Source organism: Pseudomonas sp. RA_5y_Pfl1_P24 (assembly GCF_963970945.1).
Taxonomy (GTDB): Bacteria; Pseudomonadota; Gammaproteobacteria; order Pseudomonadales; family Pseudomonadaceae; genus Aquipseudomonas; species Aquipseudomonas tritici.
The window spans coordinates 390,149-415,203 of the sequence record NZ_CAXAOJ010000001.1 but is presented as its reverse complement, the minus strand read 5'-3'; the positions used below and the strand labels follow the sequence as shown (position 1 = coordinate 415,203).

The 25,055-nt window shown below is 60.6% G+C and carries 25 protein-coding genes; 17 read left to right on the top strand and 8 right to left on the bottom strand.

The features are described from left to right. Nucleotides 1–67 precede the first annotated feature (67 nt). Nucleotides 68–1,528: an NAD-dependent succinate-semialdehyde dehydrogenase gene (locus AACY30_RS01910; protein ID WP_339539544.1), complete on the top strand. Its 1,461-nt coding sequence runs from the start codon at nucleotides 68–70 to the stop codon at nucleotides 1,526–1,528. Nucleotides 1,529–1,548: 20 nt separating this feature from the next. Then, nucleotides 1,549–2,634: a tartrate dehydrogenase gene (locus AACY30_RS01905; RefSeq protein WP_339539543.1), complete on the top strand. Its 1,086-nt coding sequence runs from the start codon at nucleotides 1,549–1,551 to the stop codon at nucleotides 2,632–2,634. Nucleotides 2,635–2,719: 85 nt separating this feature from the next. Here AACY30_RS01905 and AACY30_RS01900 read toward each other — a convergent pair whose 3' ends face one another. After that, nucleotides 2,720–3,646 carry a 2-hydroxyacid dehydrogenase gene (locus AACY30_RS01900; protein ID WP_339467622.1) on the bottom strand — a complete coding sequence of 309 codons (927 nt, stop codon included), beginning with the start codon at nucleotides 3,644–3,646 and terminating at the stop codon, nucleotides 2,720–2,722. A gap of 195 nt (nucleotides 3,647–3,841) precedes the next feature. Here AACY30_RS01900 and gabT point away from each other — a divergent pair, with 195 nt between their 5' ends. From gabT to AACY30_RS01885, 3 genes are read left to right on the top strand one after another with little or no spacing between them, the layout of a single operon-like run. Continuing rightward, on the top strand, nucleotides 3,842–5,134 hold the full coding sequence (gene gabT / locus AACY30_RS01895; protein WP_339467620.1) for a 4-aminobutyrate--2-oxoglutarate transaminase: 1,293 nt from the start codon (nucleotides 3,842–3,844) through the stop codon (nucleotides 5,132–5,134). A 48-nt stretch (nucleotides 5,135–5,182) separates the two neighbouring features. Continuing rightward, nucleotides 5,183–5,827: a 2-haloalkanoic acid dehalogenase gene (locus AACY30_RS01890; protein WP_339467618.1), complete on the top strand. Its 645-nt coding sequence runs from the start codon at nucleotides 5,183–5,185 to the stop codon at nucleotides 5,825–5,827. Nucleotides 5,828–5,872: 45 nt separating this feature from the next. Next, entirely contained in the window at nucleotides 5,873–6,361 is a 489-nt protein-coding gene (locus AACY30_RS01885; protein WP_339467616.1) for an Lrp/AsnC family transcriptional regulator, read from the top strand. A gap of 77 nt (nucleotides 6,362–6,438) precedes the next feature. Here the strand turns inward: AACY30_RS01885 and AACY30_RS01880 are convergent, their stop codons facing one another. Then, nucleotides 6,439–7,632, bottom strand: a complete 1,194-nt coding sequence (locus AACY30_RS01880; protein ID WP_339467613.1) for a DUF1835 domain-containing protein — start codon at nucleotides 7,630–7,632, stop codon at nucleotides 6,439–6,441. A gap of 235 nt (nucleotides 7,633–7,867) precedes the next feature. Further along, nucleotides 7,868–8,944: an aldo/keto reductase gene (locus AACY30_RS01875; RefSeq protein WP_049712509.1), complete on the bottom strand. Its 1,077-nt coding sequence runs from the start codon at nucleotides 8,942–8,944 to the stop codon at nucleotides 7,868–7,870. A 132-nt stretch (nucleotides 8,945–9,076) separates the two neighbouring features. Between AACY30_RS01875 and AACY30_RS01870 the strand changes: the two genes are divergently transcribed. Next, nucleotides 9,077–9,754: an ABC transporter ATP-binding protein gene (locus AACY30_RS01870; RefSeq protein WP_339467611.1), complete on the top strand. Its 678-nt coding sequence runs from the start codon at nucleotides 9,077–9,079 to the stop codon at nucleotides 9,752–9,754. Next, nucleotides 9,751–10,542, top strand: coding sequence for an ABC transporter permease (locus AACY30_RS01865; RefSeq protein WP_339539541.1), 792 nt, complete (start codon nucleotides 9,751–9,753; stop codon nucleotides 10,540–10,542). Before AACY30_RS01870 ends, AACY30_RS01865 begins: the two co-directional genes overlap by 4 nt. A gap of 40 nt (nucleotides 10,543–10,582) precedes the next feature. Here the strand turns inward: AACY30_RS01865 and AACY30_RS01860 are convergent, their stop codons facing one another. Further along, entirely contained in the window at nucleotides 10,583–11,656 is a 1,074-nt protein-coding gene (locus tag AACY30_RS01860) for an L-idonate 5-dehydrogenase (protein ID WP_339467608.1), read from the bottom strand. A gap of 14 nt (nucleotides 11,657–11,670) precedes the next feature. Beyond that, nucleotides 11,671–12,444, bottom strand: coding sequence for a glucose 1-dehydrogenase (locus tag AACY30_RS01855; protein WP_339467606.1), 774 nt, complete (start codon nucleotides 12,442–12,444; stop codon nucleotides 11,671–11,673). 148 nt (nucleotides 12,445–12,592) lie between these two features. On the opposite strand from AACY30_RS01855, the gene AACY30_RS01850 reads away from it, so the two are divergent. From AACY30_RS01850 to AACY30_RS01825, 6 genes are all read left to right on the top strand, one after another. Further along, nucleotides 12,593–13,465 carry a LysR family transcriptional regulator gene (locus AACY30_RS01850; RefSeq protein WP_339539539.1) on the top strand — a complete coding sequence of 291 codons (873 nt, stop codon included), beginning with the start codon at nucleotides 12,593–12,595 and terminating at the stop codon, nucleotides 13,463–13,465. 106 nt (nucleotides 13,466–13,571) lie between these two features. Next, nucleotides 13,572–14,192: a glutathione S-transferase family protein gene (locus tag AACY30_RS01845; RefSeq protein WP_339539538.1), complete on the top strand. Its 621-nt coding sequence runs from the start codon at nucleotides 13,572–13,574 to the stop codon at nucleotides 14,190–14,192. A gap of 18 nt (nucleotides 14,193–14,210) precedes the next feature. Further along, nucleotides 14,211–15,131: a LysR family transcriptional regulator gene (locus tag AACY30_RS01840; protein WP_339539536.1), complete on the top strand. Its 921-nt coding sequence runs from the start codon at nucleotides 14,211–14,213 to the stop codon at nucleotides 15,129–15,131. Beyond that, nucleotides 15,131–16,015: a LysR substrate-binding domain-containing protein gene (locus tag AACY30_RS01835; RefSeq protein WP_339539535.1), complete on the top strand. Its 885-nt coding sequence runs from the start codon at nucleotides 15,131–15,133 to the stop codon at nucleotides 16,013–16,015. The genes AACY30_RS01840 and AACY30_RS01835 overlap by 1 nt, the downstream gene beginning before the upstream one ends. 79 nt (nucleotides 16,016–16,094) lie before the next feature. After that, nucleotides 16,095–17,027, top strand: coding sequence for a pyridoxamine 5'-phosphate oxidase family protein (locus tag AACY30_RS01830; protein ID WP_339539533.1), 933 nt, complete (start codon nucleotides 16,095–16,097; stop codon nucleotides 17,025–17,027). Nucleotides 17,028–17,275: 248 nt separating this feature from the next. Beyond that, nucleotides 17,276–17,680 carry a Rid family hydrolase gene (locus tag AACY30_RS01825; protein ID WP_339467596.1) on the top strand — a complete coding sequence of 135 codons (405 nt, stop codon included), beginning with the start codon at nucleotides 17,276–17,278 and terminating at the stop codon, nucleotides 17,678–17,680. 261 nt (nucleotides 17,681–17,941) lie between these two features. Here the strand turns inward: AACY30_RS01825 and AACY30_RS01820 are convergent, their stop codons facing one another. Then, nucleotides 17,942–18,736, bottom strand: a complete 795-nt coding sequence (locus AACY30_RS01820) for a helix-turn-helix transcriptional regulator (RefSeq protein WP_339418053.1) — start codon at nucleotides 18,734–18,736, stop codon at nucleotides 17,942–17,944. A gap of 558 nt (nucleotides 18,737–19,294) precedes the next feature. Here AACY30_RS01820 and AACY30_RS01815 point away from each other — a divergent pair. The 3 genes from AACY30_RS01815 (at nucleotide 19,295) to AACY30_RS01805 (ending at nucleotide 21,547) form a co-directional block, all read left to right on the top strand. Next, nucleotides 19,295–19,714, top strand: a complete 420-nt coding sequence (locus AACY30_RS01815) for a hypothetical protein (RefSeq protein WP_339539531.1) — start codon at nucleotides 19,295–19,297, stop codon at nucleotides 19,712–19,714. A 376-nt stretch (nucleotides 19,715–20,090) separates the two neighbouring features. After that, the gene (locus AACY30_RS01810; RefSeq protein WP_339539529.1) at nucleotides 20,091–20,834 is read left to right on the top strand and encodes an ABC transporter permease; all 744 of its coding nucleotides are present in this window, start codon (nucleotides 20,091–20,093) and stop codon (nucleotides 20,832–20,834) included. Further along, complete coding sequence (locus AACY30_RS01805) at nucleotides 20,834–21,547, top strand: AAA family ATPase (protein ID WP_339539527.1); 714 nt, start codon at nucleotides 20,834–20,836, stop codon at nucleotides 21,545–21,547. Before AACY30_RS01810 ends, AACY30_RS01805 begins: the two co-directional genes overlap by 1 nt. Nucleotides 21,548–21,603: 56 nt before the next feature. Here AACY30_RS01805 and arnT read toward each other — a convergent pair whose 3' ends face one another. After that, nucleotides 21,604–23,259 carry a lipid IV(A) 4-amino-4-deoxy-L-arabinosyltransferase gene (gene arnT, locus AACY30_RS01800; protein WP_339539525.1) on the bottom strand — a complete coding sequence of 552 codons (1,656 nt, stop codon included), beginning with the start codon at nucleotides 23,257–23,259 and terminating at the stop codon, nucleotides 21,604–21,606. Nucleotides 23,260–23,433: 174 nt separating this feature from the next. After that, nucleotides 23,434–24,111, bottom strand: coding sequence for a histidine phosphatase family protein (locus AACY30_RS01795; protein ID WP_339467745.1), 678 nt, complete (start codon nucleotides 24,109–24,111; stop codon nucleotides 23,434–23,436). 274 nt (nucleotides 24,112–24,385) lie between these two features. Here AACY30_RS01795 and AACY30_RS01790 point away from each other — a divergent pair, with 274 nt between their 5' ends. After that, nucleotides 24,386–25,054, top strand: a complete 669-nt coding sequence (locus AACY30_RS01790) for an ABC transporter ATP-binding protein (RefSeq protein ID WP_339539523.1) — start codon at nucleotides 24,386–24,388, stop codon at nucleotides 25,052–25,054. The last annotated feature ends 1 nt before the right edge of the window (nucleotide 25,055 follow it).

Below are 25,055 nucleotides of genomic sequence, written 5' to 3'. Positions count from 1 at the left end.
GCACTTTCGGCATCCTCATCCGTGGCAGCTCCCTAGACTGGAACCTGTCTCGGATCAGGACTCGACCATGCTCAAGAATCGCTTGCAAGACCCCAGCCTGCTGGCTGAATTCGCCTACGTGGATGGCCAATGGATTGCTGCCGACAGCGGCGCCACCCTGGACGTCCGCGACCCCGCTACTGGCGGCCTGCTCGCGCAGGTCCCGGCGATGGATGCGGTGGATACCCGCCGTGCCATCGAAGCCGCCGAAAGCGCCTGGCCCGCCTGGCGTGCGCGCCCGGCGGCAGAGCGCGCGGCGCTGCTGGAGCGCTGGTACCAGGCGATGATCGACAACCTTGACGACCTCGCGCTGATCATGACCAGCGAGCAGGGCAAGCCGCTCAACGAAGCGCGCGGCGAGGTGCGCTACGGTGCCGGTTTCGTCAAATGGTTCGCCGAGGAAGCGCGCCGGGTCTACGGCGAAACCATGCCGGCGCCCAGTGGCGATCGCCGCCTGCTGACCCTCAAGCAACCGGTGGGTGTATGCGCTGCCATCACCCCGTGGAATTTCCCCAACGCGATGATCACCCGCAAATGCGCACCCGCGCTGGCGGCCGGGTGCCCGATCATCGTCAAGCCGTCGGACCTTACACCGCTGTCGGCCCTGGCCCTGGCGGTGCTGGCTGAGCGCGTCGGCCTTCCTGCAGGGGTGTTCAATGTGATCACCGGGCTGCCCGCCGGCATCGGCGCAGAGCTGACCGGCAACCCGGCGGTGCGCAAGATTTCGTTCACCGGCTCCACGGCGGTGGGCCGCTTGTTGATGCGCCAGAGCGCCGAGCACATCAAGCGCCTGAGTCTGGAGTTGGGCGGCAATGCGCCGTTTGTTGTGTTCGATGACGCCGACCTGGAACAGGCGTTGGCTGGCGTGATGATCAGCAAATTCCGCAACGCCGGGCAAACCTGCGTTTGCGCCAACCGCATCCTCGTGCAAGACGGCATCTACGAGCGTTTCGCCGCGCGCCTGGTGGAAGAGGTGGGCAAGCTCAAGGTGGGTAACGGCCTGGAAGACGGCGTGACCATCGGACCGCTGATCAACCCCGCTGCGGTAAACAAAGTGGCGCGGCATATCGACGATGCCCTCAGCCAGGGCGCTCGATTGTTGTGTGGTGCGATCCCTGCTGGCGATAACCCGTTTGTGCAGCCCACGGTGCTGGGGGATGCCCATGCCGGGATGTTACTGGCCAATGAAGAAACCTTCGGTCCGGTGGCGCCGCTGATGCGCTTTACCGATGAAGCCGACGCGCTGGCGCTGGCCAACGCGACGCCGTACGGCCTGGGCGCCTACTATTTCACCCAGGACTTGAAGCGTTCGTGGCGCTTTGGCGAGGCCCTTGAGTTCGGCATGGTCGGGCTCAACACCGGGATTATCTCGATGGAAGTCGCGCCATTTGGCGGCGTTAAGCAATCAGGGTTGGGGCGTGAGGGCAGCAAGTACGGCCTGGACGAGTACCTTGAAGTCAAAGCCTTCCACATTGGCGGCTTGAATTGACAGTCAGTGAGGAGTGGTTCATGAACAAGGCATTCAGGATCGCCGCGATTGCCGGCGATGGCATTGGCAAGGAAGTGTTGCCCGAAGGGCTACGGGTACTGGAACAGGCTGCGAAGATCTGGGACCTGAACCTGAGCATTGAGGTGCTTGATTGGGCGCACTGTGATTACTACCTGGCGCACGGGCAGATGATGCCCGAGGACTGGTTTGAGCAACTCAAGGACTTTGACGCCATCTACTTCGGCGCGGTCGGCTGGCCGGAAAAAGTACCGGACCATATTTCCCTGTGGGGCTCGCTACTCAAATTTCGCCGCGATTTCGACCAGTATGTGAACATCCGCCCGGTGCGGCTGTTCCCCGGCGTGCCGTGCCCGCTGGCCGGGCGCGAGCCTGGGGATATTGATTTTGTGGTGATCCGTGAGAACACCGAGGGCGAGTATTCGTCGGTGGGCGGCAAGATGTTCGAGAGCACCGAGCATGAGTTTGTGTTGCAGGAGTCCGTGTTTACCCGGCGTGGGGTCGACCGCATCCTCAAGTTTGCCTTCGACCTGGCCCAGACCCGCCCGCGCAAGCGGTTGACGGCGGCGACCAAGTCCAACGGGATTTCCATCAGCATGCCGTACTGGGATGAGCGCACGGCGTTGATGGCAGCGAACTACCCCGAAGTGACATGGGACAAGCAGCACATCGACATCCTGTGTGCGCGGTTTGTGTTGCAGCCGGACCGGTTTGACGTGGTAGTGGCGTCGAATCTATTTGGCGACATCCTGTCTGACCTGGGGCCGGCGTGTGCGGGCACGATCGGGATTGCGCCGTCCGCGAACCTGGACCCGCAGCGGCGGTTTCCCTCATTGTTCGAGCCGGTGCATGGCTCGGCACCGGATATTTATGGGCATAACATTGCCAACCCGATTGCGATGATCTGGTCGGGGGCGCTGATGCTGGATTTCCTGGGGAATGGGGATGAGCGCTATCGGGCGGCGCATGATGGGATTTTGCGGGCGATTGAACAGGTAATTGCCGAAGGGCCGATTACGCCGGACCTGGGCGGGCAGGGCTCGACGCAGGATGTCGGGCTGGCGATCACTGAGAGGCTCGATTTCTAAGCAGAGTACGCTCAAAAATGTGAGAGCGGCGGTGCGACGATTCGACTTGCTCGCACCGCCGCTCCCACATTTTGATCTTCATACATCAGTAACCCAGTGAGCGATCTACCTCACCCACCATGGGTTCGCCGCGCTCAAACCGGCGGATATTTTCCAACAACACCGCAAACGCACTCGCCGGCTGAGTCATCGCAGCAATATGCGGCGTCAGCACAATCTGCGGATGATCCCAAAACGGATGACTTGCCGGTGCAGGCTCCTCCTGCAACACATCCAACACAGCGCCACTCAACCGGCCGCTGCCCAATGCCTCCAGCAAATCCTCTTCAACCAGATGCCCTCCACGACCCATATTGATCAACGTCGCTCCCTGTGGCAGTTGCGCAAACAAGCGCCGATCGAGGATGCCCTTCGTCTGCTCGGTCAGCGGCAGCACACACAGCAGAATGTCGCACTGACTGAGAAACGCCGGCAGTTGCGCTTCTCCTGCATAACACTCCACCCCTGATACCTGGTGCGCGCTGCGTGCCCATCCCGACAACGCAAACCCCAGCGGCGCCAACGTCGCTAGAATCTCTTGGGCCTGGGCGCCCAACCCCATCACCCCAATCCGCCGATTCACCGCCGGTTGCAACAGGTGCGCCTGCCAGCAGCGCGCAACCTGTTGCTGGCGATAACGCAACATATCCCGGTGCAGGCTGAGCACGGCCCAACTGGCGTATTCGCACATGCCACGGGTGATGCCCGGATCGAGCAGACGCACCACCGGCAGCGCCGGCGGCAAGCGAGACAGGTCCAGTTGATCGACACCGGCTGACAGCGCGAACAGCACTTTGAGGTTGGGCAGCAATTGCGCCACATCATCCGGGGCTGTCCAGGCGGCGAGGTACTCGACCTCTTCGGGGTTGCCGATGTCTGGCCAGGCACGCCATTCGATATCCGGGGCATGGTTGGCAAAGAGCGCCTGCCACTGTTTGCCACGCACCGGATCAGCTTTGTAGAGCAAGGCCATGGGGCATTTCCTGCTGGATAAAGGGAAGCCTCATCATCGCCCATACCTCGGCGCAGGATCTGTTGAAAGGCGGGGGCAAAACAGTCGATCCGAATTTCTCACGGGGCAAGTTCGGCTGAGTGCGTTGCCCGCAGGCCGTAATCTGAACAGCATCGCAACCACCTCCAGGTTGCCGGACTCACGATGGGAAATGCCATGAATAGCAAAGTCGACGAAACCCCTCATTTGCTCCGTCAGCGCGAGCAGTTCGTGCCCCGTGGGCTGGTTACCGCGCATCCGCTGGTGATCGACCGCGCCCAAGGCGCTGAGTTGTGGGACGTGGATGGCAAGCGTTACCTGGACTTCGTTGGCGGCATTGGCGTGCTGAATATCGGCCACAACCACCCTAAAGTCGTTGCGGCTGTGCAGGCCCAATTGCAAAAAGTTTCCCACGCGTGTTTCCAGGTCGTGGCTTACCAGCCTTATCTCGACCTGGCCCAGCGGTTGTGTGAAATGGTTGGCGGTGAGCAGGCCTATAAAGCTGCGTTCTTCACCTCCGGCGCCGAGGCGGTGGAAAATGCGGTGAAGATCGCCCGCGCCCACACCAATCGTTCGGCTGTGATCGCTTTTCGTGGCGGCTTCCATGGCCGTACGTTGCTGGGCACTACGCTCACGGGGATGAGCCAGCCTTACAAACAAAACTTCGGCCCGTTTGCGCCGGAGGTATTCCACACCCCCTACCCGAACGCTTATCGCGGGGTGACCAGCGAGGTCGCGCTCAAGGCGCTGGATGAGTTGCTGGCAACCCAGGTCGCACCGGAGCGTGTCGCGGCGATCATAATTGAACCCGTGCAGGGCGACGGCGGTTTCCTCACGGCGCCGCCGGAGTTTCTGCAGGCGCTGCGCGCGTTGGCCGACAAGCACGGCATTGTGTTGATCCTCGACGAGATCCAGACCGGCTTCGGTCGCACCGGCACCTGGTTCGGTTTCCAGCACGCCGGCATCAGGCCCGACCTGGTCACCGTGGCCAAGAGCCTGGCCGGTGGCTTGCCGTTGTCCGGCGTGGTCGGCAAAGCGCATATCATGGATGCGCCGCTGCCCGGCGGCCTCGGTGGTACCTATGGCGGTAACGCCCTGGCCTGTGCGGCGGCGCTGGCGGTCATCGAAGCGTTTGAACACGAGCAGTTGCTGGCACGCAGCCAAGTGCTGGGCGAGCGTTTGCGTCAGGGTTTGCTCGGTTTGCAGGCGCGCTTCGCGAACATCGGCGACGTACGCGGCACCGGTTTTATGCTGGCCATCGAGTTCATCAAGAATGACCCTGAGCGCACCCCGGATGCCGACCTCAATCAACGGGTGATCGACGCCGCCCGCGCCGGTGGTTTGCTGGTGATCAAGTGCGGCGTACACCGCAACGTACTGCGCTTCCTCGCGCCGTTGGTGACCACCGAAGCGCAGGTCGACGAAGCCTTGCAGATTCTCGACGCGGCCTTGGCACGGGTCTTGAACTGAGGCTGTGCCCGCTAGGGGCGAAATGCATCAAGGGAGGCTTGACCCACCATGGGGCTGACAGATTATCGGGCGTTGCTGATTGACTGCGATGAAGTGCTGGTGGATCGGGATTCGGGGGTGTGGGCGGCGTTGCAACCGCTGCTCGACAGCCGTGGTGGGCAGCCAACCCGGGAGACCGTGCTGGCCGAATTCGACGCGGTCGTTGCCGCGCTCTATCCGCGGTTTGCTGAGCTAGGCTTCAGTGGCGTCTTGTGTTTCGCCCATCGCCATCTGGCTGAAAAGTGGGGCCTGCATGCCAGTTGGGAGGAGGGCATGAGCTTTGCGCGTTCGGCGGGCAATTGGTCGCTGTTCGAGGATGCGCCGGGGGCGATGCTGTACCTGCGCAAGTTTTATCGCCTGCTGGTGCGTGGCGACCGCGATGCCGAGGATCGCGGTAAGCTGTGCGAGCGCCTGGGGATTGCACCGGAAGATTTCATTTCCCTGGCCGACGACCCGCAATGGCACAATCCTCAAGCCTTTGATGAACAGCCGATCCTGCACGTGACACGTCCGTCGGTCGGCGCAGAGCACGCGCTGGACCGCTGTTTGATCGGCCGCCACCGGGCCAAACAGCCTTCGCCTTGCGCGGCGGACTATTGCATCAACAGCATGGCGGATCTGGTGGCGCAGCATCAGCTGTCTTTACGGCGCTGATTTTGCTAGAAGATTGTCTTACAAACGGCAGTCAAGAGGTACGCAATGGAAGGGCAAGTCAAGCTGGACCGGATCGACATCAGCATTCTGGTTGAACTGCAAAAGGACGGCCGGATGACCAATGTCAGCCTTGCCGACGCCGTGGGCCTGTCTGCCAGCCCCTGCCTGCAACGGGTCAAGCGATTGGAGTCGGCCGGGTTTATTTCCAGCTACAAGGCGCATTTGAACCTGGCCAAGATCACCGATTCGGTCACGGTATTCACGGAGATCACCCTCAGCGACCACAAACGCGAGGATTTCGCCAAGTTCGAATCCAATATCCGCCTGGTCGACGAAGTGCTTGAATGCCACCTGATCAGCGGCGGCTACGACTACCTTGTGCGCTTCATGACGCGCAGCATCCAGCACTATCAGGAAGTGGTCGAGAGTTTGCTGGACAAGAATATCGGGATTTCCAAGTACTTCAGCTACATCGTGATCAAGTCGCCGGTGCTCAAGGACGGCGTGCCGCTGCGCAAGTTGCTGCGGCACTGAAATATCGCCCAATTCAACCTATGGGAGCTGGCTTGCCTGGGATGGCTTCCATTGTGGGGGCCTCATTGACCGATGTGTCAGCCACGCCAGCTCGGCATGGCGCCGTCTATCGCCCAATGGGGGCGGCCAGGTCTCAAGCACACACCGCCGACCCAGCGCGCATGGCTGGCGTGGTCGAGCCAATAACTGTCGCCGCTCAGCACCTGATGCCCCAATGGCGTCAGCGTTAATTCGCGTCGAGGCCAGTCCCGGTCCGGTTCTGTCTCGGTCAATAACGGATGCTTGCCATCAATCAACGGCCGCATCAGCGCATGGAACATCATGTCCCCCAGGAACGGCAGCGGCTCGCGCTTGGCCATCAACTCGGCGAACACCCGACCAAACGGCACCGGCCCGGCTTCGGCAATGTAGGTCAGGGACAGGCGTTCGGTGAGCGATAAACCGTCCCGGATGCCCGGCAGCTCCTGCAACTGGCGCAACAGTGCGGGCGCCAGCAACGGCAAGGCGGCATGTGTGCCGTGGGCCAGTTCCGCCAAGGTTTCGGGTGACGGTTCGCAATACGCCGACCAGGCCTGTTTGGCCAATTGCACCGCGTCATCGTCGATCAAACGCCGTTGCGGCCAAAGCCAGGCCAGCACATCGGGTGCCAATTGGCCGATGCCGATAAAACGTTCGACACCTGGGATCCGGTCGACTTCGATCAGCTCCAACTTGCGCGGCGCCTGCTCAAGACCTGCGAGTGCGCGGATCAGGAACAGTTGGTCGTAGGCATCCGCCTCGCACCACAGCACGCAGTGATCGGCGCTGGTCAAGGCTTGCAGCTGGTCGTATTCATCGGCGACACGGCGCGCTACCTCCGTTTCGTCGAGGGCGAAGGCCTGGCTGATAAACCTGCTGCGCAGGGCGCGGAATGCTTCGCTGGGCACGTCGCGGACCGGCCCCATGCACAGTGGGTCAGTGAGCATTTGAAAGTGTCCCTTGAACCCCGCTATTTGCAGGCTATGCGCGATGTCATTGCCGCAGCGCCAGTGCGTGGTACGGGCTTCATCGCTGGCCGCGAAGTCGGGGTGGCGAGCGGCGAAGTCGATCGCATCGACGTGGGCCTTGAGCTTGGGCCAACTGCTGAAACCCAACTGCTTGGCGATCTGCCATTGAGCCTGGGACAAGGTGGCGGTGGGATCCTGGATTCTCAGGCGCGGCAGCAGTTCCTTGGCACGCTTGCGCTGCTGCCCAAGGTTGAGGCGGCCATCGGTGTTGACGTGGTGGGGCATACGAGCTCCTTGCACAAACCTTTTCCGCTTTAAGGTTGGGAGTCGTAGACAAAAGAGGGTGTTGCAGGGTCTTGGGCGCAGCCCTTTCCGCGGAAGGTGGCGTAGAGAGCGCCAGGCGGGAAATATAGGCAGTGTAAGGCGCGATTGCAAATTCCCGAGGGCACGCTGATCAAACGGTGGAAGCGAGCAGGTCCGCTCCCACAGTTTTTGCTCTGAGGTGTGTCACCTGCCCGCGCTACTTGTCGGTGCGCGCATCCAGGGTCTTCTGATGCTCCGCCAGAAACGGCTGTTCCGCCGGATCAAAGCGGTCGATCCCGGCGGTGAAACGATGCCAGTACGGGTACAGCGGCTGGCGACGCGTCACCGCCTCGATGCGCAAAGACTGCTCTTCGGTGAGTTTCAGTTCAGTCGCCGCAAGGTTGTCACGCAGGTGCTCTTCGGTGCGCGCGCCGACAATCAGCGAGGTGATCCCCGGTCGATCCTTGAGCCATGCCAGGCACGTGCGGGCAACTGAGACACCGTGTTCATCACCGACAGCAGCGAGGGTTTCAATAATGTCCAGGGCGCGCTCCTGGTCGTGCACATAGGGTTCCGGCCAATCGCTGCCCTGACGGGTGTTAGCGGGCGGTTTTTGCCCGCGACGGGTGGAACCGGTCAGCAAACCCTCGCCCATCGGGCCCCATACCAGGGTGCCCACTGACTGATCCAGCGCCAGTGGCAGCAGCTCATACTCGGCTTCGCGGGATTCCGGGGTGTAGTAGATCTGCTGGGTGATGGGCTTGAGCATGCCATGCAGCTCGGCTTTGCCCAGGGTTTTCATCATCTGCCAGGCGGTGAAGTTGCTGGTGCCGAAGTAGCGGATTTTGCCCGAGCCCACCAGCAACCGCAGCGCTTCGAGGGTTTCCTCGATGGGCGTCATACCGTCCCAATTGTGCAATTGGTAAAGGTCGATATGGTCGGTACCCAAGCGTTTTAAACTGGCCTCACACGCACGGATTAAGTGATAGCGCGAGGAACCGGAGTTGTTCGGGTTCTTGTCAACGGGGCTGCGGCCCTTGGTGGCCAGGAGGATGTCGTGGCGCTTGTCGCCCAGGGCTTTACCGACCACTTCTTCGGCCAGCCCGTGGGAGTAGAGATCGGCGGTGTCGACCATGTTCACACCCGCGTCGAACGCGATATCGAACATGCGCTTGGCCTGGGGCACGTCCACCGATCCGCATTTTTCAAACTCTGCGCGGCCCCCAAAAGGCACGGTGCCCAGGATGATTTCGGACACCAGCAAGCCGGAATGGCCCAGTTGTCGGTATTGCATGTTGCCTCCTACTGAACGTTGCACGTGATGGTGTGAACGACGTGGGTGGCGATAGTTTGAATTTTTTCATGAAAACTTCGTGCGTCTGCCTCACCATTGCGTCCATCAGGATTTAAAAGGAACCCCGCGTCCATGAGCGCACTGATCGAAACCCGCGCCCTCATGCGCATGGACGAGCGCCGCCAAGTGCCCTTGCTCCAGCCTACCGATTTCAGCTTGACCGCCAGCGACCGCGTGTCGATCACCGGCGCGTCCGGTTCCGGAAAAAGTGTGTTCCTGCGCGCGCTGGCGTTGCTGGATGCGCCCACGTCCGGGCAGATCCTGTGGAACGGCCAGCCAATCGGCAATGCGCAGATTCCCCACTACCGCTGCCATATCAGCTACCTGTCCCAACGCCCGGCGCTGCTCGACGGCACGGTGGAAGACAACCTGCGCTTTCCCTTCAGCCTCAAGACCTCGCGCAAGCGTAGCTTCGATCTGGCGGCGGTCACCACACTGCTCGGGCACGCCGGCAAGGCCCCGGATTTTCTGGCCAAGCGCGCCGTCGACCTGTCGGGTGGTGAATCCCAGGTGGTTTCGCTGATCCGCACCTTACAACTCAACCCCGAAGTGCTGTTGCTCGACGAACCCACCGCCGCCCTTGATCCAGCTTCCTCGCGCGAGGTGGAAGCGTTGATCGATGCGTGGTTTGCCGGCGATCCCACACGGGCCTCTATCTGGGTGTCCCACGACCTCGACCAGGCCCGGCGCATGAGCGACATCCACTTGCAGATGAGTGCTGGCGTGTTGAGCGCAGTGACACAGGCATGAACTATCAAAACCTCACCGCGCTGGACATGGGCATCGCCGCCTCGCTGATCCTGATTAACGGTGCGCTCTCGTTGCTGTTGCGCCTGGGCCTGGAGCGCCAGTTGCTATGGGCGGCGGTGCGGACCGTGGTGCAACTGCTGGCCATCGGTTACCTGCTGGGCTGGGTGTTCGAGTTTGCCTACTGGTACGTGGTGCTGCCGTTGATGTGCGCCATGACCCTGATCGCCGGTCTCTCGGCAGCGGGGCGTGGGCAGCGGACTTATCGGGGGCAGCGTGTCGACAGCATCCTGTCGGTGTGGGGCAGTTCGTGGCTGGTAACGGCGGTGGGCCTCTTTGCGGTGATCCGTATTCATCCGTGGTACGAGCCGCAGTATGCGATCCCGATTCTCGGCATGATCCTCGGCAACACCCTGACTGGCGTATCGCTGGGTATCGAACGCATGACCCAGGAGCTGACCTCAGGGCGCAACACCATTGAAATGATCCTGGCCCTCGGCGGCTCACGCTGGGAAGCGGCGCAGGAAGCCATCCGTCAGGCGGTGCGCGCGGGGATGATCCCGACGCTGAACCAGATGACCGTGGTGGGCATCGTCAGCCTGCCCGGCATGATGACCGGGCAGGTGCTGGCGGGAGAGAGCCCGGTGGATGCGGTGCGGTATCAGATCGTGATTATGTTCTTGATTGCGGCCTCGTCGGCGTTGGGCACGGTGGGGGCGGTGCTGTTGACGTATCGCCGGTTGTTTTCCCCAAGCCATCGGTTCTTGCGCGATCGTTTGCAAGAGCGCTGATGGCGTGGGGAACGCCACTGAACACTGTGGGAGCAGGGGCTCAGTGTTGTTGGGAGGGCTGCATTCCCGGATCAGGCACGCCGAAATCCAACACCACCTTCATCGCCTGCGTCTTGTCCGCCGCCAGTTCAAACGCCTGTAGCGCCTGCTCAAATGGCACCGTATGGGAGATTACCGGGCGCACGTCGATGATCCGGCGGTTGAGCAAGTCCACCGCCTGGGCGAACTCCGGGTGGAAGCGGAAGGTGCCGCGCAGGTCGATCTCGCGGCTCACCAGCAGATTGAGCGGCAGCGACACGTCGCCGCCCAAGCCCACGGTGACCAGCACGCCTCGCGGCGCGATGCATTCCAGGCCGTTGCGCAGGGCCTGGGCGCTGCCGGAGACTTCGAACATGACGTCGAAATAGCCTTTTTCAGTGGTGTAGCGTTTCAGCGCATCGGCACCGCCAGCGAGGTTGTGGGTGCGCGTGGCCCCCATTTTTTCAGCGCAGGCGAGGGCGCTGGTGGACAGGTCCACAGCGACAATTTCAGCGGCGCCAGCAGCGCGCAGGCTACCGATCAACAGGTTGCCGATCGGACCGCAGCCGGTCACCAGCACGCGCTTGCCGAACACCGCGCCGGCCCGTTGGATCGCGTGCAAACCCACAGACAAGGGTTCGGCCAACGCCCCTTCGGCCAGGCTGACTTCATCGGCCAGCAGATGGGCCTGATGGGTCTCGATCACCAGGCTTTGGCGAAACGCGCCCTGGATATGCGGGAAAGGCATGGCGCTGCCGTAGAAGCGCATGTTCAGGCAATGGTTGGGCAAACCTTGATGACAGTAACGGCAACCGCCGCAGGGGCGCGACGGGGACACCGCAACGCGTTGCCCGACCTTGAACGACCCGGCATCGCTGCCCACCGCGTCGATTACCGCCGACACTTCATGGCCGAGCACCATCGGCTCGCGCAGACGCACGGTGCCGAAGCCGCCGTGCTGGTAGTAGTGCAAATCGGAGCCGCAGATACCGCCCCGGGCGATGCGTACCCGCAGTTGGGCGGGGGCGAGGGGCTGTGGTTCGTCCAGGCGGTCGACTCGCAAGTCTTTCGAGGCATGGCAGACAATGGCGTGCATACAATTCTCCAGGGTTACAGCGACGCGGTGATGCCACCGTCGACGTAAAGAATATGACCGTTGACGAAGCTGGCGGCGTCACTGGCGAGGAATACGGCGGCGCCGGCCAGCTCGTCCACCTCACCCCAGCGGCGGCTGGGTGTGCGTTGCACCAGCCAGTCGCTGAATTGCGGATTGGCGACCAGATTGGCGTTCAGCTCGGTCTTGAAATACCCAGGCCCGATCCCGTTGACCGTCAGCCCATGGGGGCCCCAATCGATGGCCATGCCCTTGGTGAGCATTTTCAGCGCGCCCTTGCTCGCCGCGTACGGCGCAATACCCGGGCGGCCCAACTCACTTTGCACCGAGCAGATATTAATGATGCGCCCACGCTTGCGCGGGATCATTGCCCGCGCCACGGCCTGGCCGACCAAAAAGGCGCTGTCGAGGTTGGTGCTGATCAGTTCGCGCCAGTGCTGCTCGCTGTAGTCTTCCAGCGAGCCACGGCGTTGCATGCCAGCGTTGTTCACCAGGATATCCAGCGGGCCGAGGCGTTCTTCGATGTTCGCTACGGCGGCCTGGATGGCCGCGCTGTCGGTCACATCAAAGGCCTGTGTGTGCACCTCGAGGCCTTCCAGCGTCAACAGTGCGGCGGCGTCGCGCAAGGTACTGCGGTTGCGCCCGTTGAGCACCACCCGCGCACCGGCCTGGGCCAGGCCGCGGGCGATCGCCAGGCCGATACCGGCGCTGGAGCCAGTGACCAGCGCAAGCCGGCCATCGAGGCGAAAGTGGTCTAAAACGTTGTGCATGGGGCGGTTGCTCCTGGCGCGCTTATTGTTATCAGCAAAACCCGGTGATGTCCTGCTTGGTTGGCCTCAGTTCACTCCAGTACAGGCAGTGGGTCCAATGTTCATTTATGATCGGGTGATCAACATCTGTGATAACCGGGGAAGCTTGATGGAGCTAAAGCACTTGCGCGCCTTTGTGGTGCTCGCCCAAGAGCTGCATTTCGGCAGGGCGGCGGCGCAGCTGTCGATTGTGCAACCGGCGTTGAGCATGCAGATCAAATTGCTGGAAAGTGGCCTGGGCGTACGCCTGCTGGATCGCAATCGCCATTCGGTGACCCTGACCGATGCGGGCCGCGTGTTTCTGCCTGAGGCCCAGGCCACTTTGCATCAGGCTGCGCGTGCGGCGGACGCGGCGCGGGCGTCCAATCGCGGCGAAATCGGCCGGGTGCGCCTGGGGTTTGTGTCGTCGGTGCTGCCGCAGTTGTTGCCGGAATTGATTCGCACGGTGCACCGGCGATACCCGCGTATCGAGCTGGAGCTCAAGGACATGCCCGGCCCCGACCAGGCTGCCGCGCTGAAGAACGGCCTGCTGGACTTCGGCCTGATGCGCCTGCCCGCCAGTCACCCCGGCGTACAGACCCGTGCGGTGTTGCACGAGCATTTTTGTGTGGCGTTGCCGATGGATCATCCCTTGGCGTTGAAGCCGTCGATCCACCCCACCGATCTGCTTCGGGTGCCGGTGTACATTCTCGCGCGACGCTATGCGCCGGGTTTCTACGACGAATTTATCCAGGCCGTGGGCATGCCCCTGGAGATCGCTTCTGAGCTGGGCGAATTTACCACCATGCTCGCGCTGGTCTCCGCAGGGCTGGGTGTTGGGGTGCTGCCGCAGCAGGCGGCACGGGCGCTGCCGTCCAATTGCGTGTCGCGGCCTATGGAGCTGGGCGCCTTTCAGGCCATTACTGGTTTGGCTTGGACCGAGCTGGACAGCGCGGTGAAGACCACCTTGTTCAACCTGATCGTGGCATTATCCGGCGCGTGATTGTTTCGCCGGATGAAATGCTGGATTGTAAATCCTGGTGATTCCTGCGGTCGGGGCGGCGGTGGAACATGCGGGGCGTCGATACCCCACGCTGTTGGAGCTTCTCATGATCAAACTCTATGGTTTCCCGTTGTCCGGCCACTCCCACCGGGTCGAGCTGATGCTGTCCCTGCTGGGGCTGCCCACCGACTATATCCTCGTGGACCTCAAGCAAGGCGCCCACAAAGCCCCCGACTTTATTGCCACGGTCAACAGCTTCGGCCAGGTGCCAGCTATTGACGACAGCGGCACTGTGTTGGCCGATTCCAATGCAATCCTGTTCTACCTGGCGACCCAATACGGCAAAGGAAAATGGCTGCCGAGCGACCCTTTGGGGCAGGCCCGCGTGCAGCGCTGGCTCTCGGTTGCCGCCGGTCAACTTCACGCCGGGCCCGCCACAGCACGCTTGGCCCTGGTGTTTGGTGCTGAGGTCGACACTGTCACTGCCATTACCAAATCCCACGCTTTGCTGAAGTTGATCGAAGCACAACTGAGCCAAAGCCGCTTCCTGGCCAGCGAGCAACCGACCATTGCCGATATCGCTTTCTACACCTACGTGTCCCATGCGCCGGAAGGCAATGTATCGCTGGCCGACTACCCTCATGTGCGTGCCTGGCTCGCCAGCATCGAGGCGTTGCCGGGCTTTGTCGGCATGCCGCGCACGGCGGTAGGTTTGCAGTCACAGTAACGTTCAAGAGGGCCACCGATGGATCGATTTCATGAAATGCAGGTGTTCCTGGCGGTGGCCGAGGAGGAGGGCTTTGCCGCCGCCGCGCGCCGCCTGAAAACCTCACCCCCGAGCGTGACCCGGGCCATCGCCGCGATGGAGGCGCGCATCGGCACTCAACTGCTGGCACGCACCACCCGCAGCCTGCACCTGACCGAAGCCGGCCAGCGTTACCTGGAAGATTGTCGGCGCATCCTGGCGGAACTCAATGAAGCCGAGGAAGCGGCGGCGGGCAGTTATTCCATCCCCTGTGGCCACCTGACGGTGACCGCGCCGGTGCTATTTGGCGAGCTGTATGTGGCGCCGGTGCTGGGGGAGTACCTCGACCGGTTTCCCTTGGTCAACATCAACGCCTTGCTGGTCGACCGCGTGGTCAACATGACCGACGAAGGCGTCGATGTGGCGGTGCGTATTGGCCATCTGCACGAGCCGGGGCAACAGGCGATCAAGGTCGGCGAAGTTCGTCGGGTGGTGTGTGCATCGCCGGCCTATCTCGACCGGCACGGGCGGCCCCGGCATCCGTCGCACGTGCGTGACGCCAAGATTGCCACGTCGTCGTCCAGCCAATTGGTGAGCGAGTGGAATTTTGTCGACGCGGATCAGCCGCTGACGGTGCCTATTGAGCCGCGCATGGTCGTCTCGGCGAACAATGCCGCGATCAACCTGGCGAGGCTGGGCTGGGGCATGACGCGGGTACTGTCCTATCAAGTCGCAGCCTCGGTGGCCGCCGGGGAGCTGGAAATTGTCCTGGAAGCCTTCGAACCGGCACCCTTGCCCATTCAGGTGGTGTTCCAGAGAAGCGGCCGCGTGCCTGCCAAGATCAACACCTTTGTCGACTTTCTCAGCCATCGCCTGAGCCAGGACGCCGCCCTTAACCCGGCGATGAAACGGCGCAGCTGATGGCGCGTTATCGCGATATGCAACTGTTCGCCGCGCTGGCCGGACAACCGAGCCTGGCGTCGGCGGCGCGGGATGCGCGGGTGTCGGGGCCCACCCTGGTGCGGGCGATTGCACGCCTGGAAGCGCGTTTGCGCGTGCCGTTGCTTGAGCGCAGTACGCGCGGCGTTAGCCTGACCGACGCTGGCAGCGCCTACCTGGCAGACTGCGTGCGCCTGCTCACCGCCGTGGACGCCGCCGAAGCCTCGGCCAAAGGGTTGCATGTGCAGGCCGAGGGCAATCTGCGAGTGTTTTTGCCATTCCTGTTCAGCCGCTATGTGATGGCGCCAGTGTTGGCCGACTACATGGACCGCTACCCCGAGGTGCGCCTCGTCGCTCACTACCATGACTATTACCCGAACCTGCATGAAGAGGGACTGGATGTGGCGATCCTCGTCGGCGAACAGCCCAGCTCATCGTTGATTGCACGGCCGGTGGGCCGGGTGCGTCCTATCCTTTGCGCCAGTCCCGATTACCTTGCGGCCAACGGCGAACCCCTGCACCCGGATGACCTCAAGCAACATCGGCTGATTGCCAGTGCCGATCAGGTGTATTGGAATTTCCATGGCTATCAGCTCAAGACCCGCGCGCGCCTGAGCTGCGCCACGGTGCAGGGCGCGATCAATGCGGCCGTGCACGGGGCGGGGCTGATTCGCTGCCTGAGCTATCCGGTTCACGACCATCTGCTCAAGGGCCAACTGCGACAGGTGTTGCCGGACTACGAACCGCCGTCGCTGCCGGTGCACGTGGTGTATCGCGAAGGTCGCAATGCGCCGATGCGTGTGCGCAGTTTTGTCGACCACTGCGTGGCTGCGCTGCGCGAGCATCCAGCCTTTCAACTGGCGTAATAGTGGATTGCCCGGGGTGGTTATTCCCTCGGTGGTTGGCAAGGCGCAGCATCGAGGTATCCAACATGAGGTGCTCGCCATGAACCTGATCGAACAAACTCCCTGGCATGCCGGCGAACGGCAGATGCAAGCAGCGGTTGGCGTGGCCGAACGCATGGCCGTGGTCGGGCCCAAGGTGATTCGTGATCATCTGCCGGAGCAGCATCGGGATTTCTATCCCTTGTTGCCTTACCTGATGTTGGGCGCGGTGGACGAGCAGGGCATTCCCTGGGCGACGATGGTGGAAGGGGCGCCGGGCTTTGTCCACTCGCCAGGCCCACAGACCTTGCAGATCGATAGCCTGCCGTCTGCGGGCGATCCGGCCCGCAACGCTTTGCTCAACGGCGCGTCGGTGGGCGTGCTGGGCATCGACCTCAACACCCGCCGTCGCAACCGCATGAATGGGCGAATCAGCGAGCGCGATCACGATGGTTTTTCGGTCGACGTGGTGCACACCTTCGGCAATTGCCCTAAGTACATCCAACTGCGGCCGATCGATTCCATCGCGCGCAAGCCCGGCACGCAGGTGGAAAGCTTCAATGGCCTGGACGACGCGGCACAAGCGATGATCCGCGACGCCGACACGTTTTTTGTCGCCAGCTACGTGGACGTGGACGGCCAACGCTCGGTGGACGTCTCTCATCGCGGTGGTAACACCGGCTTTGTGGGGGTTGAAGGGAACGTGCTGACCATCCCCGACTTCGCCGGCAACCTGTTCTTCAACACCCTGGGCAATTTGCAGGTGAACCCGCTGGCGGGGTTGCTGTTTGTCGATTTTGCCTCGGGGGATGTGTTGCAGGTTGCCGGGCGGACCTCGCTGATCCTCGACGGCCCGCACGTGGCCTTGTTTGAAGGCGCCCAGCGCTTGTGGACGGTGACCGTGGAGCACGTGATCCGCCGCCCGGCGGCGTTGGCGCTGAGGTGGCAGTTCGTGGAGTTTTCCCCGTTCAGTCTGGCGATGGGGCGTTGGTAAGCGGGCTTGTCGAATCGTCGCACCGCCCGCGCTGGGCGGCGAAGCCGCCCCAAACAAGGCGCCGCAAAACTCACCTGACACACCGAGACGATCCGTTTTGGGGCGACTTTGCGCCCTAGCGCGGGGCAAGCCCGTTCACTACAAAGGGCCCGGCAACGAATGGTTGAAATGTTGCCAGATATTGAATCACCAGATTGCCCCAACCCAGTGCGTTAGCCTTGTTTTCCCACCGACAACAAGGACTCGTCATGCAGCGAAAAGTCATCAATCCCACAACCGTGTTCAACTCCCTGCAATACGGCTTCAGCCAGGCCCTGGAAGTACCGGAAGGCCGGCGCATCCTGCTTTCCGGCCAGGTGGGCGTCGATGCCCAGGAGCGTACTGTCGGCCCTGGCATCGCTGAGCAGACCGCGACCGCCCTGGACAATATTGAAAAGGTTCTGGCCGAGGTCGGCGGCGATCTGTCCCATGTGGTGATACTGCGGCTGTATATCGTCGAGTCAGCGCGTGACCAGCAGGAGCCGATTGCCCAAGCGCTGCGTGAGCGCTTCGCGCACAACCCTCCGCCGTCTTCGTGGATCATTGTCAGCGGGTTGTCGTTGCCGGAGTGGTTGATCGAGATTGAGGCTGAGGCTGTGATTTCACGACAGTGATCGCAACAAATCCCCTCACCACAGGAAGTGCCTCATCCCACGGGGCCTCCAACGCTTTACATCAAGGGACGTAGGATTGCTGTCGATGTCGCCGCGGTAGCGGTGTTTGGTCGGGAGGATATCCGGGCGGCATTGCAGCAGGACCCCGGGAACGGGTGGGCGCGCTGGATACGCTACTGTGCCTGAAATACCTCGGGCCTTTGATAGTCTGCGATCAACCGCTGAGCATCCCTACCATCGCGAATGCGCTCAATTTACTCATCAAGCACCGATCATCCATTTGGCCAAACCATGCCGGCCACTGACGCCCAGCTTGGCAGCGGCGCGCTTGAGGTAGGTTTCGATGGAGCTGTTCTTCACGCTGAGTTTTTCCGCCATCTGCGGCACGGTGCCGCCCGTCAGTAGACCGAGGCACACCTCCTGCTCGCGTGCCGAGAGGGTGATGTCGCCGAGGGACAGGCGCTGGTAGAACTCACGCTGCAATTGCGATTGTTCCAGCAACGTGTGGGCCGGTTCGACTTCGGCGTGCGGCGCCTGGCGCAGGCTCTGCGCATGGCACTCGATCAGTGGCAGCAGGGTGTCCGACAGGCACTTGAGAAACGACAACTCGGCCAGGGAAAACCCGCGATGGTTGGGCGGACGATAAAACGAAATCACACAGCGCCGGTTGCCCTGGCGCGACACCAGGTTGCACTGGTGCGAGTTGCCGCGTGGGTACGCGCTTTTAGCCTTGGCCTTTAGCTGGATCAGCAGCGGGTCCTGCATGCCGAGCATTTCCCGCAGCAACGGGTGGTCGTCCATGGAGTTCAGGGGCAGGGGCGGCGGCAGATCCTGCGTCTGGCCAGCGCTGCCGAGCAACGTGATATCGAGCACGCGGTTGCGTAGCTCGTCGAGGGTCCATTCGCTGAGGTCCACCAGGTGGATCGGTACCCACTTGTCCACCAGGTGCAGCATGTGCGCGGCGAAGTCCGCGTGGCCACTGTTGGCAATCAACTCGCCCATTTCGGCATAGAAATTCGGGCTTTGGGTGTTTGCAATACTGCGGGTCAAACTCATTGCCATCTCATCCTTGATGTCGAAAACCGTCTACAAATTCTCTGGCCTTTGCGGGGCGATCCGTGGCTCACACACCAGAGTGGGTACTCGAAATTGTAGTTAGCTAGGGGATTCGTCCTACGCATGTAGCAGAAACGATGGACACAAAGTGCCATAAAAACAACGTCATTAATTCGACGTTTCTGAGGGGCAATTCCGGACGCGAAAAACCTAGAGATGTTTCTGATGTTATTTAACGTATTGATAATTAAGCAATAATTACTTTTTTTAAGTGATCATGAGATCCGGCAGCGGCTAAACATAGCCAATGTCCTACAGCTCTTTAATCGTTTCAGCGGATCACCGTCAGCCGAGCAATCAACCAACTGCTGATACGGACCCTATAACTCAAAGTCTTTTTGCTATGCGATTCAGCTATTGAGTTGTTCATGAGGCAACGCATTTAATTCGGGCGTAACAATCCTCCGCAGCACCCTGGCACCGGATGCCGGTGAACCGTGGGTCGATGGGCAGCGCCAACGCTTTAGCTCGCCCTTGTCGGCACGCCGAGTCGGCATTGTGGCCGTGCACCAACAGCCCGACGAACCCACCGCGGCCTTGCCGGAACCCGACACCGAACGCCTGCTTTGCCTGGTCGACAGTCAGCGCACACAAGGCGTGGCCATCCTCTACATATCCCAGCGCCTTTCCGACCTGCAAAGGGTCACCAACCGCGCGATCGTATTGCAGGAAGGACGGTTGACCAGCGACCTCAACACCCGGCACTTGCCGAGTGCGGCTTACACCTTGTTTGGGGATGTGGCCGAGCATCCTGCGGTGACACCGGGCACGTCGTTACCGGTGCCGTTTCTGGAACGGTTCACTGGGGCTGGGTTTATTCGCAATCGGGCCGAGGGGCGGGCGGTGCAGGAGCAGGTGAGGGGGTTGCCAGCCCATAAGACTAGCTCGCTGCTGAACGACGAAGCGGAGTCAAATTAGGGTTACATATCTGTTCGGGCGCGCTATGAATGGTGCCATTTGTCGGATTGTTTTATGCGTGCTTGTAGGAATAATCGTCATCCTGCAGAAAATATCTGAGTTGGAGCTTTCTGTTTCTTATGATTTGGTAAGCCGTATCGTATTGATTTTATAAAAGGTCGTATTTGATGAGGAAGGCTGGAAGAAACTTTGGCACTTTGTGCAATTGTTAGTATTCCGAAAGTGGTGAGTGAAACTTCCTAATTAAAATCGTCAGCTGTCCTGCGCTAAATGTTTATAACTGTTGCGGTTTTCTCCGGGAGGGCTAGAGTGTTTTTTTGCGGGTTGGTAAGCGGTTGAGTATTAGAAAGAAAGGTCCCGTTCCGTGAGGTGAATAATGAATCAGTATTTGTTGTTCGCGCCATGTTCACTCGCGGCGCTCTTTATAAAGGAACAATTGAAAGAGCCTGTTGCATTATTTTGGACAGTGGTATCTCCTGTGGTGACCTACTATTTGATCACCTACACCAAGGTTCCAGTGAGTGATACCGCTGTCGATTATTTGTCCAGCACTTCCTGGTTTTACGCTTTTGTAGCGTCAAGTGTGGCGCTATTTGGTCTGGCGTTCTACATAGTGGGCCGGAGGGAAAGTGGCTTTCTGCGGTCATTCGTTTATACGGGCCGAACAAGAATTATCTTTCTTGTGGGGCAGTTTCTCGCGTATTCGGCTGTTGCAGTACTGTATTGCACTGTCTTCTATGTGCTCACGCGTCATTCTTTGGGTGTGTTTAATGGTGCTGAATACTTAACTGTGGTGGCGCGATTTTATATATGTTTTCTTATTTTTTCCATACCCTCGCTCTTGCTGACGCTGGTGCCGCTGGGTTTCCAGAATGCGAGTACTGTCTTCTCCATGTTATCCCTGACGATGTTGGCGCTTGGAATTGTGAGTGCTGGTTCTTCCAGTCCAGTCATTACCGTCGTCAGTTTTTTTAATCCAATGTGGTGGGCAAACAAGGTTATGCTAGTCGGGTTGGCGGAGTGCCGGCTGGTGGTTTTGATGGTTATCGTTTTGTGGGTGATTTCGTTCTTTTTGATGTTTCGCTTTTTACTTATCAATCCCGTATGGAGTCGTTATTGATGAAGCGGCTTATCGTAAACTCTCTTGACGTCAGGTATGCCTCTCATATTTTGTTGCATCATGCGACTCTGACAATTGAGGCGGGCTCCATTTCAGGGTTGCTGGGCCCTAATGGCTCCGGAAAAACTACCTTTTTCGATGTGATTTGTGGCCTGAAGAAGATTGCTGGCGGTGAGATAAACAACTCTTTTTTCAAACTGCTTTACCTGTCGCAAATCATCAACACGCCCCCCGTGTTCCGCATGTTCGACATCTTCAAAATGACCATGCTCTTTTGCTCCGAAACAAAGGTCACTCAACAGCACGCTCTGGAGAGGATCGGAAAATGGAGCCCAGGCATTGCAGAAAGGTATTGCGACATTTGGAACAAAAAATCCTCCCTCTGTAGCTACGGAGAAAAGCGTTGGTTTTTTACTTTGTCATTGCTCTGCGCCAACGCGGACCTGGTGATACTGGACGAACCCACGGCGGGTGTAGACCCTGAGTTTCGTTATCACATTTGGCGATGCCTGAAGGGGGCGGCGGCGGAAGGTGTCGCGGTGCTGGTTTCGTCGCACAACGTTGATGAAATCGTCATGCATTGCGATGACTTTTACATGCTTAGTCAGCGGCGATTCAACCGTTTCACAGACGCGCAAAGCTTCATGAGCACATACGGTGGTGACAGTCTGGATGAGGCATTTATCCATGCCGCCAGCCTGCCAAATGGATAGACCACGCCCAATAACAGCAGCAGGATCACCGCGTTCAGTTTCCCACAATGCCGCCCTCAGGCCGATTTCGGGTAGATGATCAGTTCCAGGCAACCCTTGTAGTAGCGCCTGCCCCCAGGCGGCAGTTGCCCTGCCTCACGCAATTCACTGGTGCTGTTGACTCGCATCAGCACGCCTACCGAGCCGTGCTGGCGCGCGTCCTTGAGCCAGGTTTGTACGTCCTCCAATTCGACTTTGCGACGTACCGACCCCGCGTATTGCAAACCGTAGCGCAGCTCGCCCTCGGTGTCATACAGCGCCACTTCCGGGCGTTTCAGGCGCCAGGCCAGGGCGCTGGCATTGCTCAGTTCATTGCTCAACAGTGCGTTGGTCTGCTGCAATTCTTCAAGGTGTTCGAGCACGAACTGGTCGGGCATTTCGTTATCTGCGATCCACGCCGGCATGCTCGCCGGCAGCAGGGTCACCAGCAGGCCGATGCCCAGCACCGGCATTGCCCACAACGTCAGCGGGCGAAACGCTTGCAACAAGTTGGCGAGGATCCACACCAGTAACACGATAAAAGCCAGGGACAGGCTGAACATCTCTGCATGGCTGTTGCTGTACATCGGCCGAGCGATTTGCAGGTAGATCAAGCCGATCATGGCGACCATGCCGATCACGAAGTTGAGCAGGCCATTGAGGCAGATTGTGCGGGCGCGGCCGGTGCTGATCAGGTCGACCAGGGTATGCCCCATCAGCAATGCCAGGGGCAGCAGGCACGGCATGATGTAGGTCGGCAGCTTGCCGTTGCTCAGGCTGAAAAAGCCCAGCGGTAGCAGCAACCACAGGGCCAGGAAGGTGATCGCCGGCTGGCGCTTTTCCTGCCAGGTCTTGCACAGGGTGGCGGGCAGCAGACCTGCCCACGGCAGGCAAGACACCGCGATGATCGGCAGAAAGAACCACCACGGACGCACGTGTTGCGCGTTGTCGGCGCTGAAGCGGCGGATGTGTTCATTCCAGAAAAAGAAGCGCCAGAAGTCGGGTTCCTGAAGGTGGATCGCCAGTGCCCACGGCAGGCACACCAACACCGCAACCGCCATCGCCAGCGGGCCATAGCGCAGCAACTCGCCCAGGCGGCGTTGCCAGAGCATGTAGGGCACTGCAATCAGCACTGGCAGGGCCCAGGCCAGGAAGCCTTTGGTCAGGAAACCCAGGCCGCAGGCCAGGCCCAGCACGGCCCAGGCGTATAGGCGAGCACGCGTCGTGGCGCTTTCAAGTGCAAACCACAGGGCGACCAGGCTCAGGTTGACCCACAAGGTGAATTGCGGATCAAGGTTGGAGTAGCCCGCTTGCCCGGCCACCAGGCCGAAACTCAGGTAGAGCAAGGCGCAGGCGAAGCTTTTGCGCGGATCATTCCACAAACGGCGGGCAACCAGGTAGGCAAGCAGCACGCTCAGGCCGCTGGCCACGGCTGAGGCGATGCGCACACCGAACAGGTTTTGGCCAAACACTGCCTGGCCCAGGGCGATCAACCAGTAGCCGCCGGCGGGTTTTTCGAAGTAGCGGATACCCATGAAGTGCGGCGCCACCCAGTTGCCGCTTTGCAGCATCTCCTGGCTGATCTGGGCGTAGCGGGTTTCGTCCGGGGTCCACAAGCCGTGCAGGCCCAGAGGCAACAGGTAAAACGCGATAAAGGCCAGCAACACTACCGGCAGGGGCTTTAATCGATTCATGAACACGTCGCTCCCTGACGCTTAGTGGCGGATGTTTGAAGTAATGAAGTAATAACGGAAATGGCCACAGCCTTCACTGAGTTACGGGAAATAGTCATGACGTCCTTAATGAACAGGCGCAACTAAACATGCCAGAGCAGGGCTGTCTTTTTGCTGAACAGGCCGAAGGGTAAGTTAATAGAGTTGTTTCAGCGCGGCGGGCCAGTCGGGATTGTTGACGATGCCCAAGGTCTTGAATTTACCGTGGGGCAATACCTGTACGAACAGCGCACTGCCGTACTGGGGGAACGTGGCGTGGGGAAAGCCCAGGGTGGCTTCAAAGTCGGCAATGCAACCGCTATGGGTGACGAAAACCAGATTGCGTCCTGGGGTTTTGTGGCTGAGCAGTTCTTCACCCATCGCCGCGCCGCAGACGGCTTGCTGGCCGGAGGTTACTTCGTTTTTGCCAAACATGAAGCGCAGCGTCTGAGCCGTGCGGATAGCGGGGCTGGCCAGTGTGTCGCTGCCCTCCATGCCCAGTGCTTTAAAGGCGTTGCCCAGGGTTTCCGCCTGTTGGCTACCGTTGATCGTCAGGCCTTCCACGGGGCCCAGGCAAGGGTTGGTCGAGCGGTCGCAGCGCTCTTCGTGACGCACCAGCACGATCAGGTCACCGTCGCGCCAGAGGGGCAACACGTGGGAAGTCAGCAGGCGATCACTGACGCCCAGGTCGCGTGGCGAGGCGTGCCAGAGCAGGTTGCCGGCGACCAGCAGGCCGACCACGAATAGCCCCAGCCATAGCGGTCGCAGGCGCTTGATAAAGGCCCGGCGCGAGCGCGGTTTGGTCAGGGTAAGGTCAACCACTTCATTCACCATGGGCATTGTTGGCAGTGTCGTGTTAGTTGGTCGCAACGTGTTGGCGAATGCCCGTAGTGGTGCCGGAGGCTGTCACAGGTGGGCTGTCTTTTCGCTGAACATGTTGTGGTTAAAAGTTGTCAGGCGTGGCAACTAACAAGTTGCCGACGAATGACCCATGGCCGGCAATTTAAAGTGCAGTGAGTGGGCAGCCGGTGAAATCAATGTGAAAAATTTGCGTGGCTGGGAGCCGCAACCGTTATTCTCGATTGCCGCCCATCAAACGAGTGTTGCCATGTTGCAGGTGCAAGGAGTGTCTAAAAGCTACGCCACCCCCCAGGGTTCGTTAGCGGTGTTGGCCGGTGTCGATCTGCTCCTGGCCGAGCGCAGCAGCCTGGCGTTGATGGGCGAATCGGGCAGCGGCAAGAGCACCCTGTTACACCTGGTGGCCGGGCTGGATCGGGTGGATGGCGGCAGTATCCAGGTGGGTGAGCAGCGCGTCGATCAGCTCAGCGAGGCGCAACTGGCCCATTGGCGGCGTACGCAAATCGGATTGGTATTCCAGCAGTTCAACCTGATCGGCAGCTTGCGGGTCGAGGACAATCTGGCGTTCCAGGCGCGGCTGGCGGGGCGGTTTGACCCCCAGTGGCAGGCGCAACTGGTGGAACGCCTGGGCCTGGGTGATCTGCTCAAGCGCTACCCGGAACAACTCTCCGGTGGTCAGCAGCAACGGGTCGCGGTGGGGCGGGCATTGGCGTCAAGGCCGGGCCTGTTGTTGGCCGACGAACCCACCGGCAACCTTGACGAAGCCACCAGCGATGAAGTCCTGCAACTGCTGCTCGACTTGCTGCGCGACAGCCCCACCAGCCTGTTGATGGTCACCCACAGCCCGCGCATTGCCGCACGGCTGGACCGGCAGGTGGTGCTGCACCGCGGCCGTGTCGTACCGGCAGGCGCCGCTTGAG

Coding starts and splice junctions, on each gene's coding strand:
- AACY30_RS01910 (WP_339539544.1), top strand. CDS start 68: ATGCTCAAGAATCGCTTGCAAGACCCCAGCCTGCTGGCTGAATTCGCC.
- AACY30_RS01905 (WP_339539543.1), top strand. CDS start 1,549: ATGAACAAGGCATTCAGGATCGCCGCGATTGCCGGCGATGGCATTGGC.
- AACY30_RS01900 (WP_339467622.1), bottom strand. CDS start 3,646: ATGGCCTTGCTCTACAAAGCTGATCCGGTGCGTGGCAAACAGTGGCAG.
- gabT (WP_339467620.1), top strand. CDS start 3,842: ATGAATAGCAAAGTCGACGAAACCCCTCATTTGCTCCGTCAGCGCGAG.
- AACY30_RS01890 (WP_339467618.1), top strand. CDS start 5,183: ATGGGGCTGACAGATTATCGGGCGTTGCTGATTGACTGCGATGAAGTG.
- AACY30_RS01885 (WP_339467616.1), top strand. CDS start 5,873: ATGGAAGGGCAAGTCAAGCTGGACCGGATCGACATCAGCATTCTGGTT.
- AACY30_RS01880 (WP_339467613.1), bottom strand. CDS start 7,632: ATGCCCCACCACGTCAACACCGATGGCCGCCTCAACCTTGGGCAGCAG.
- AACY30_RS01875 (WP_049712509.1), bottom strand. CDS start 8,944: ATGCAATACCGACAACTGGGCCATTCCGGCTTGCTGGTGTCCGAAATC.
- AACY30_RS01870 (WP_339467611.1), top strand. CDS start 9,077: ATGAGCGCACTGATCGAAACCCGCGCCCTCATGCGCATGGACGAGCGC.
- AACY30_RS01865 (WP_339539541.1), top strand. CDS start 9,751: ATGAACTATCAAAACCTCACCGCGCTGGACATGGGCATCGCCGCCTCG.
- AACY30_RS01860 (WP_339467608.1), bottom strand. CDS start 11,656: ATGCACGCCATTGTCTGCCATGCCTCGAAAGACTTGCGAGTCGACCGC.
- AACY30_RS01855 (WP_339467606.1), bottom strand. CDS start 12,444: ATGCACAACGTTTTAGACCACTTTCGCCTCGATGGCCGGCTTGCGCTG.
- AACY30_RS01850 (WP_339539539.1), top strand. CDS start 12,593: ATGGAGCTAAAGCACTTGCGCGCCTTTGTGGTGCTCGCCCAAGAGCTG.
- AACY30_RS01845 (WP_339539538.1), top strand. CDS start 13,572: ATGATCAAACTCTATGGTTTCCCGTTGTCCGGCCACTCCCACCGGGTC.
- AACY30_RS01840 (WP_339539536.1), top strand. CDS start 14,211: ATGGATCGATTTCATGAAATGCAGGTGTTCCTGGCGGTGGCCGAGGAG.
- AACY30_RS01835 (WP_339539535.1), top strand. CDS start 15,131: ATGGCGCGTTATCGCGATATGCAACTGTTCGCCGCGCTGGCCGGACAA.
- AACY30_RS01830 (WP_339539533.1), top strand. CDS start 16,095: ATGAACCTGATCGAACAAACTCCCTGGCATGCCGGCGAACGGCAGATG.
- AACY30_RS01825 (WP_339467596.1), top strand. CDS start 17,276: ATGCAGCGAAAAGTCATCAATCCCACAACCGTGTTCAACTCCCTGCAA.
- AACY30_RS01820 (WP_339418053.1), bottom strand. CDS start 18,736: ATGAGTTTGACCCGCAGTATTGCAAACACCCAAAGCCCGAATTTCTAT.
- AACY30_RS01810 (WP_339539529.1), top strand. CDS start 20,091: ATGAATCAGTATTTGTTGTTCGCGCCATGTTCACTCGCGGCGCTCTTT.
- AACY30_RS01805 (WP_339539527.1), top strand. CDS start 20,834: ATGAAGCGGCTTATCGTAAACTCTCTTGACGTCAGGTATGCCTCTCAT.
- arnT (WP_339539525.1), bottom strand. CDS start 23,259: ATGAATCGATTAAAGCCCCTGCCGGTAGTGTTGCTGGCCTTTATCGCG.
- AACY30_RS01795 (WP_339467745.1), bottom strand. CDS start 24,111: ATGGTGAATGAAGTGGTTGACCTTACCCTGACCAAACCGCGCTCGCGC.
- AACY30_RS01790 (WP_339539523.1), top strand. CDS start 24,386: ATGTTGCAGGTGCAAGGAGTGTCTAAAAGCTACGCCACCCCCCAGGGT.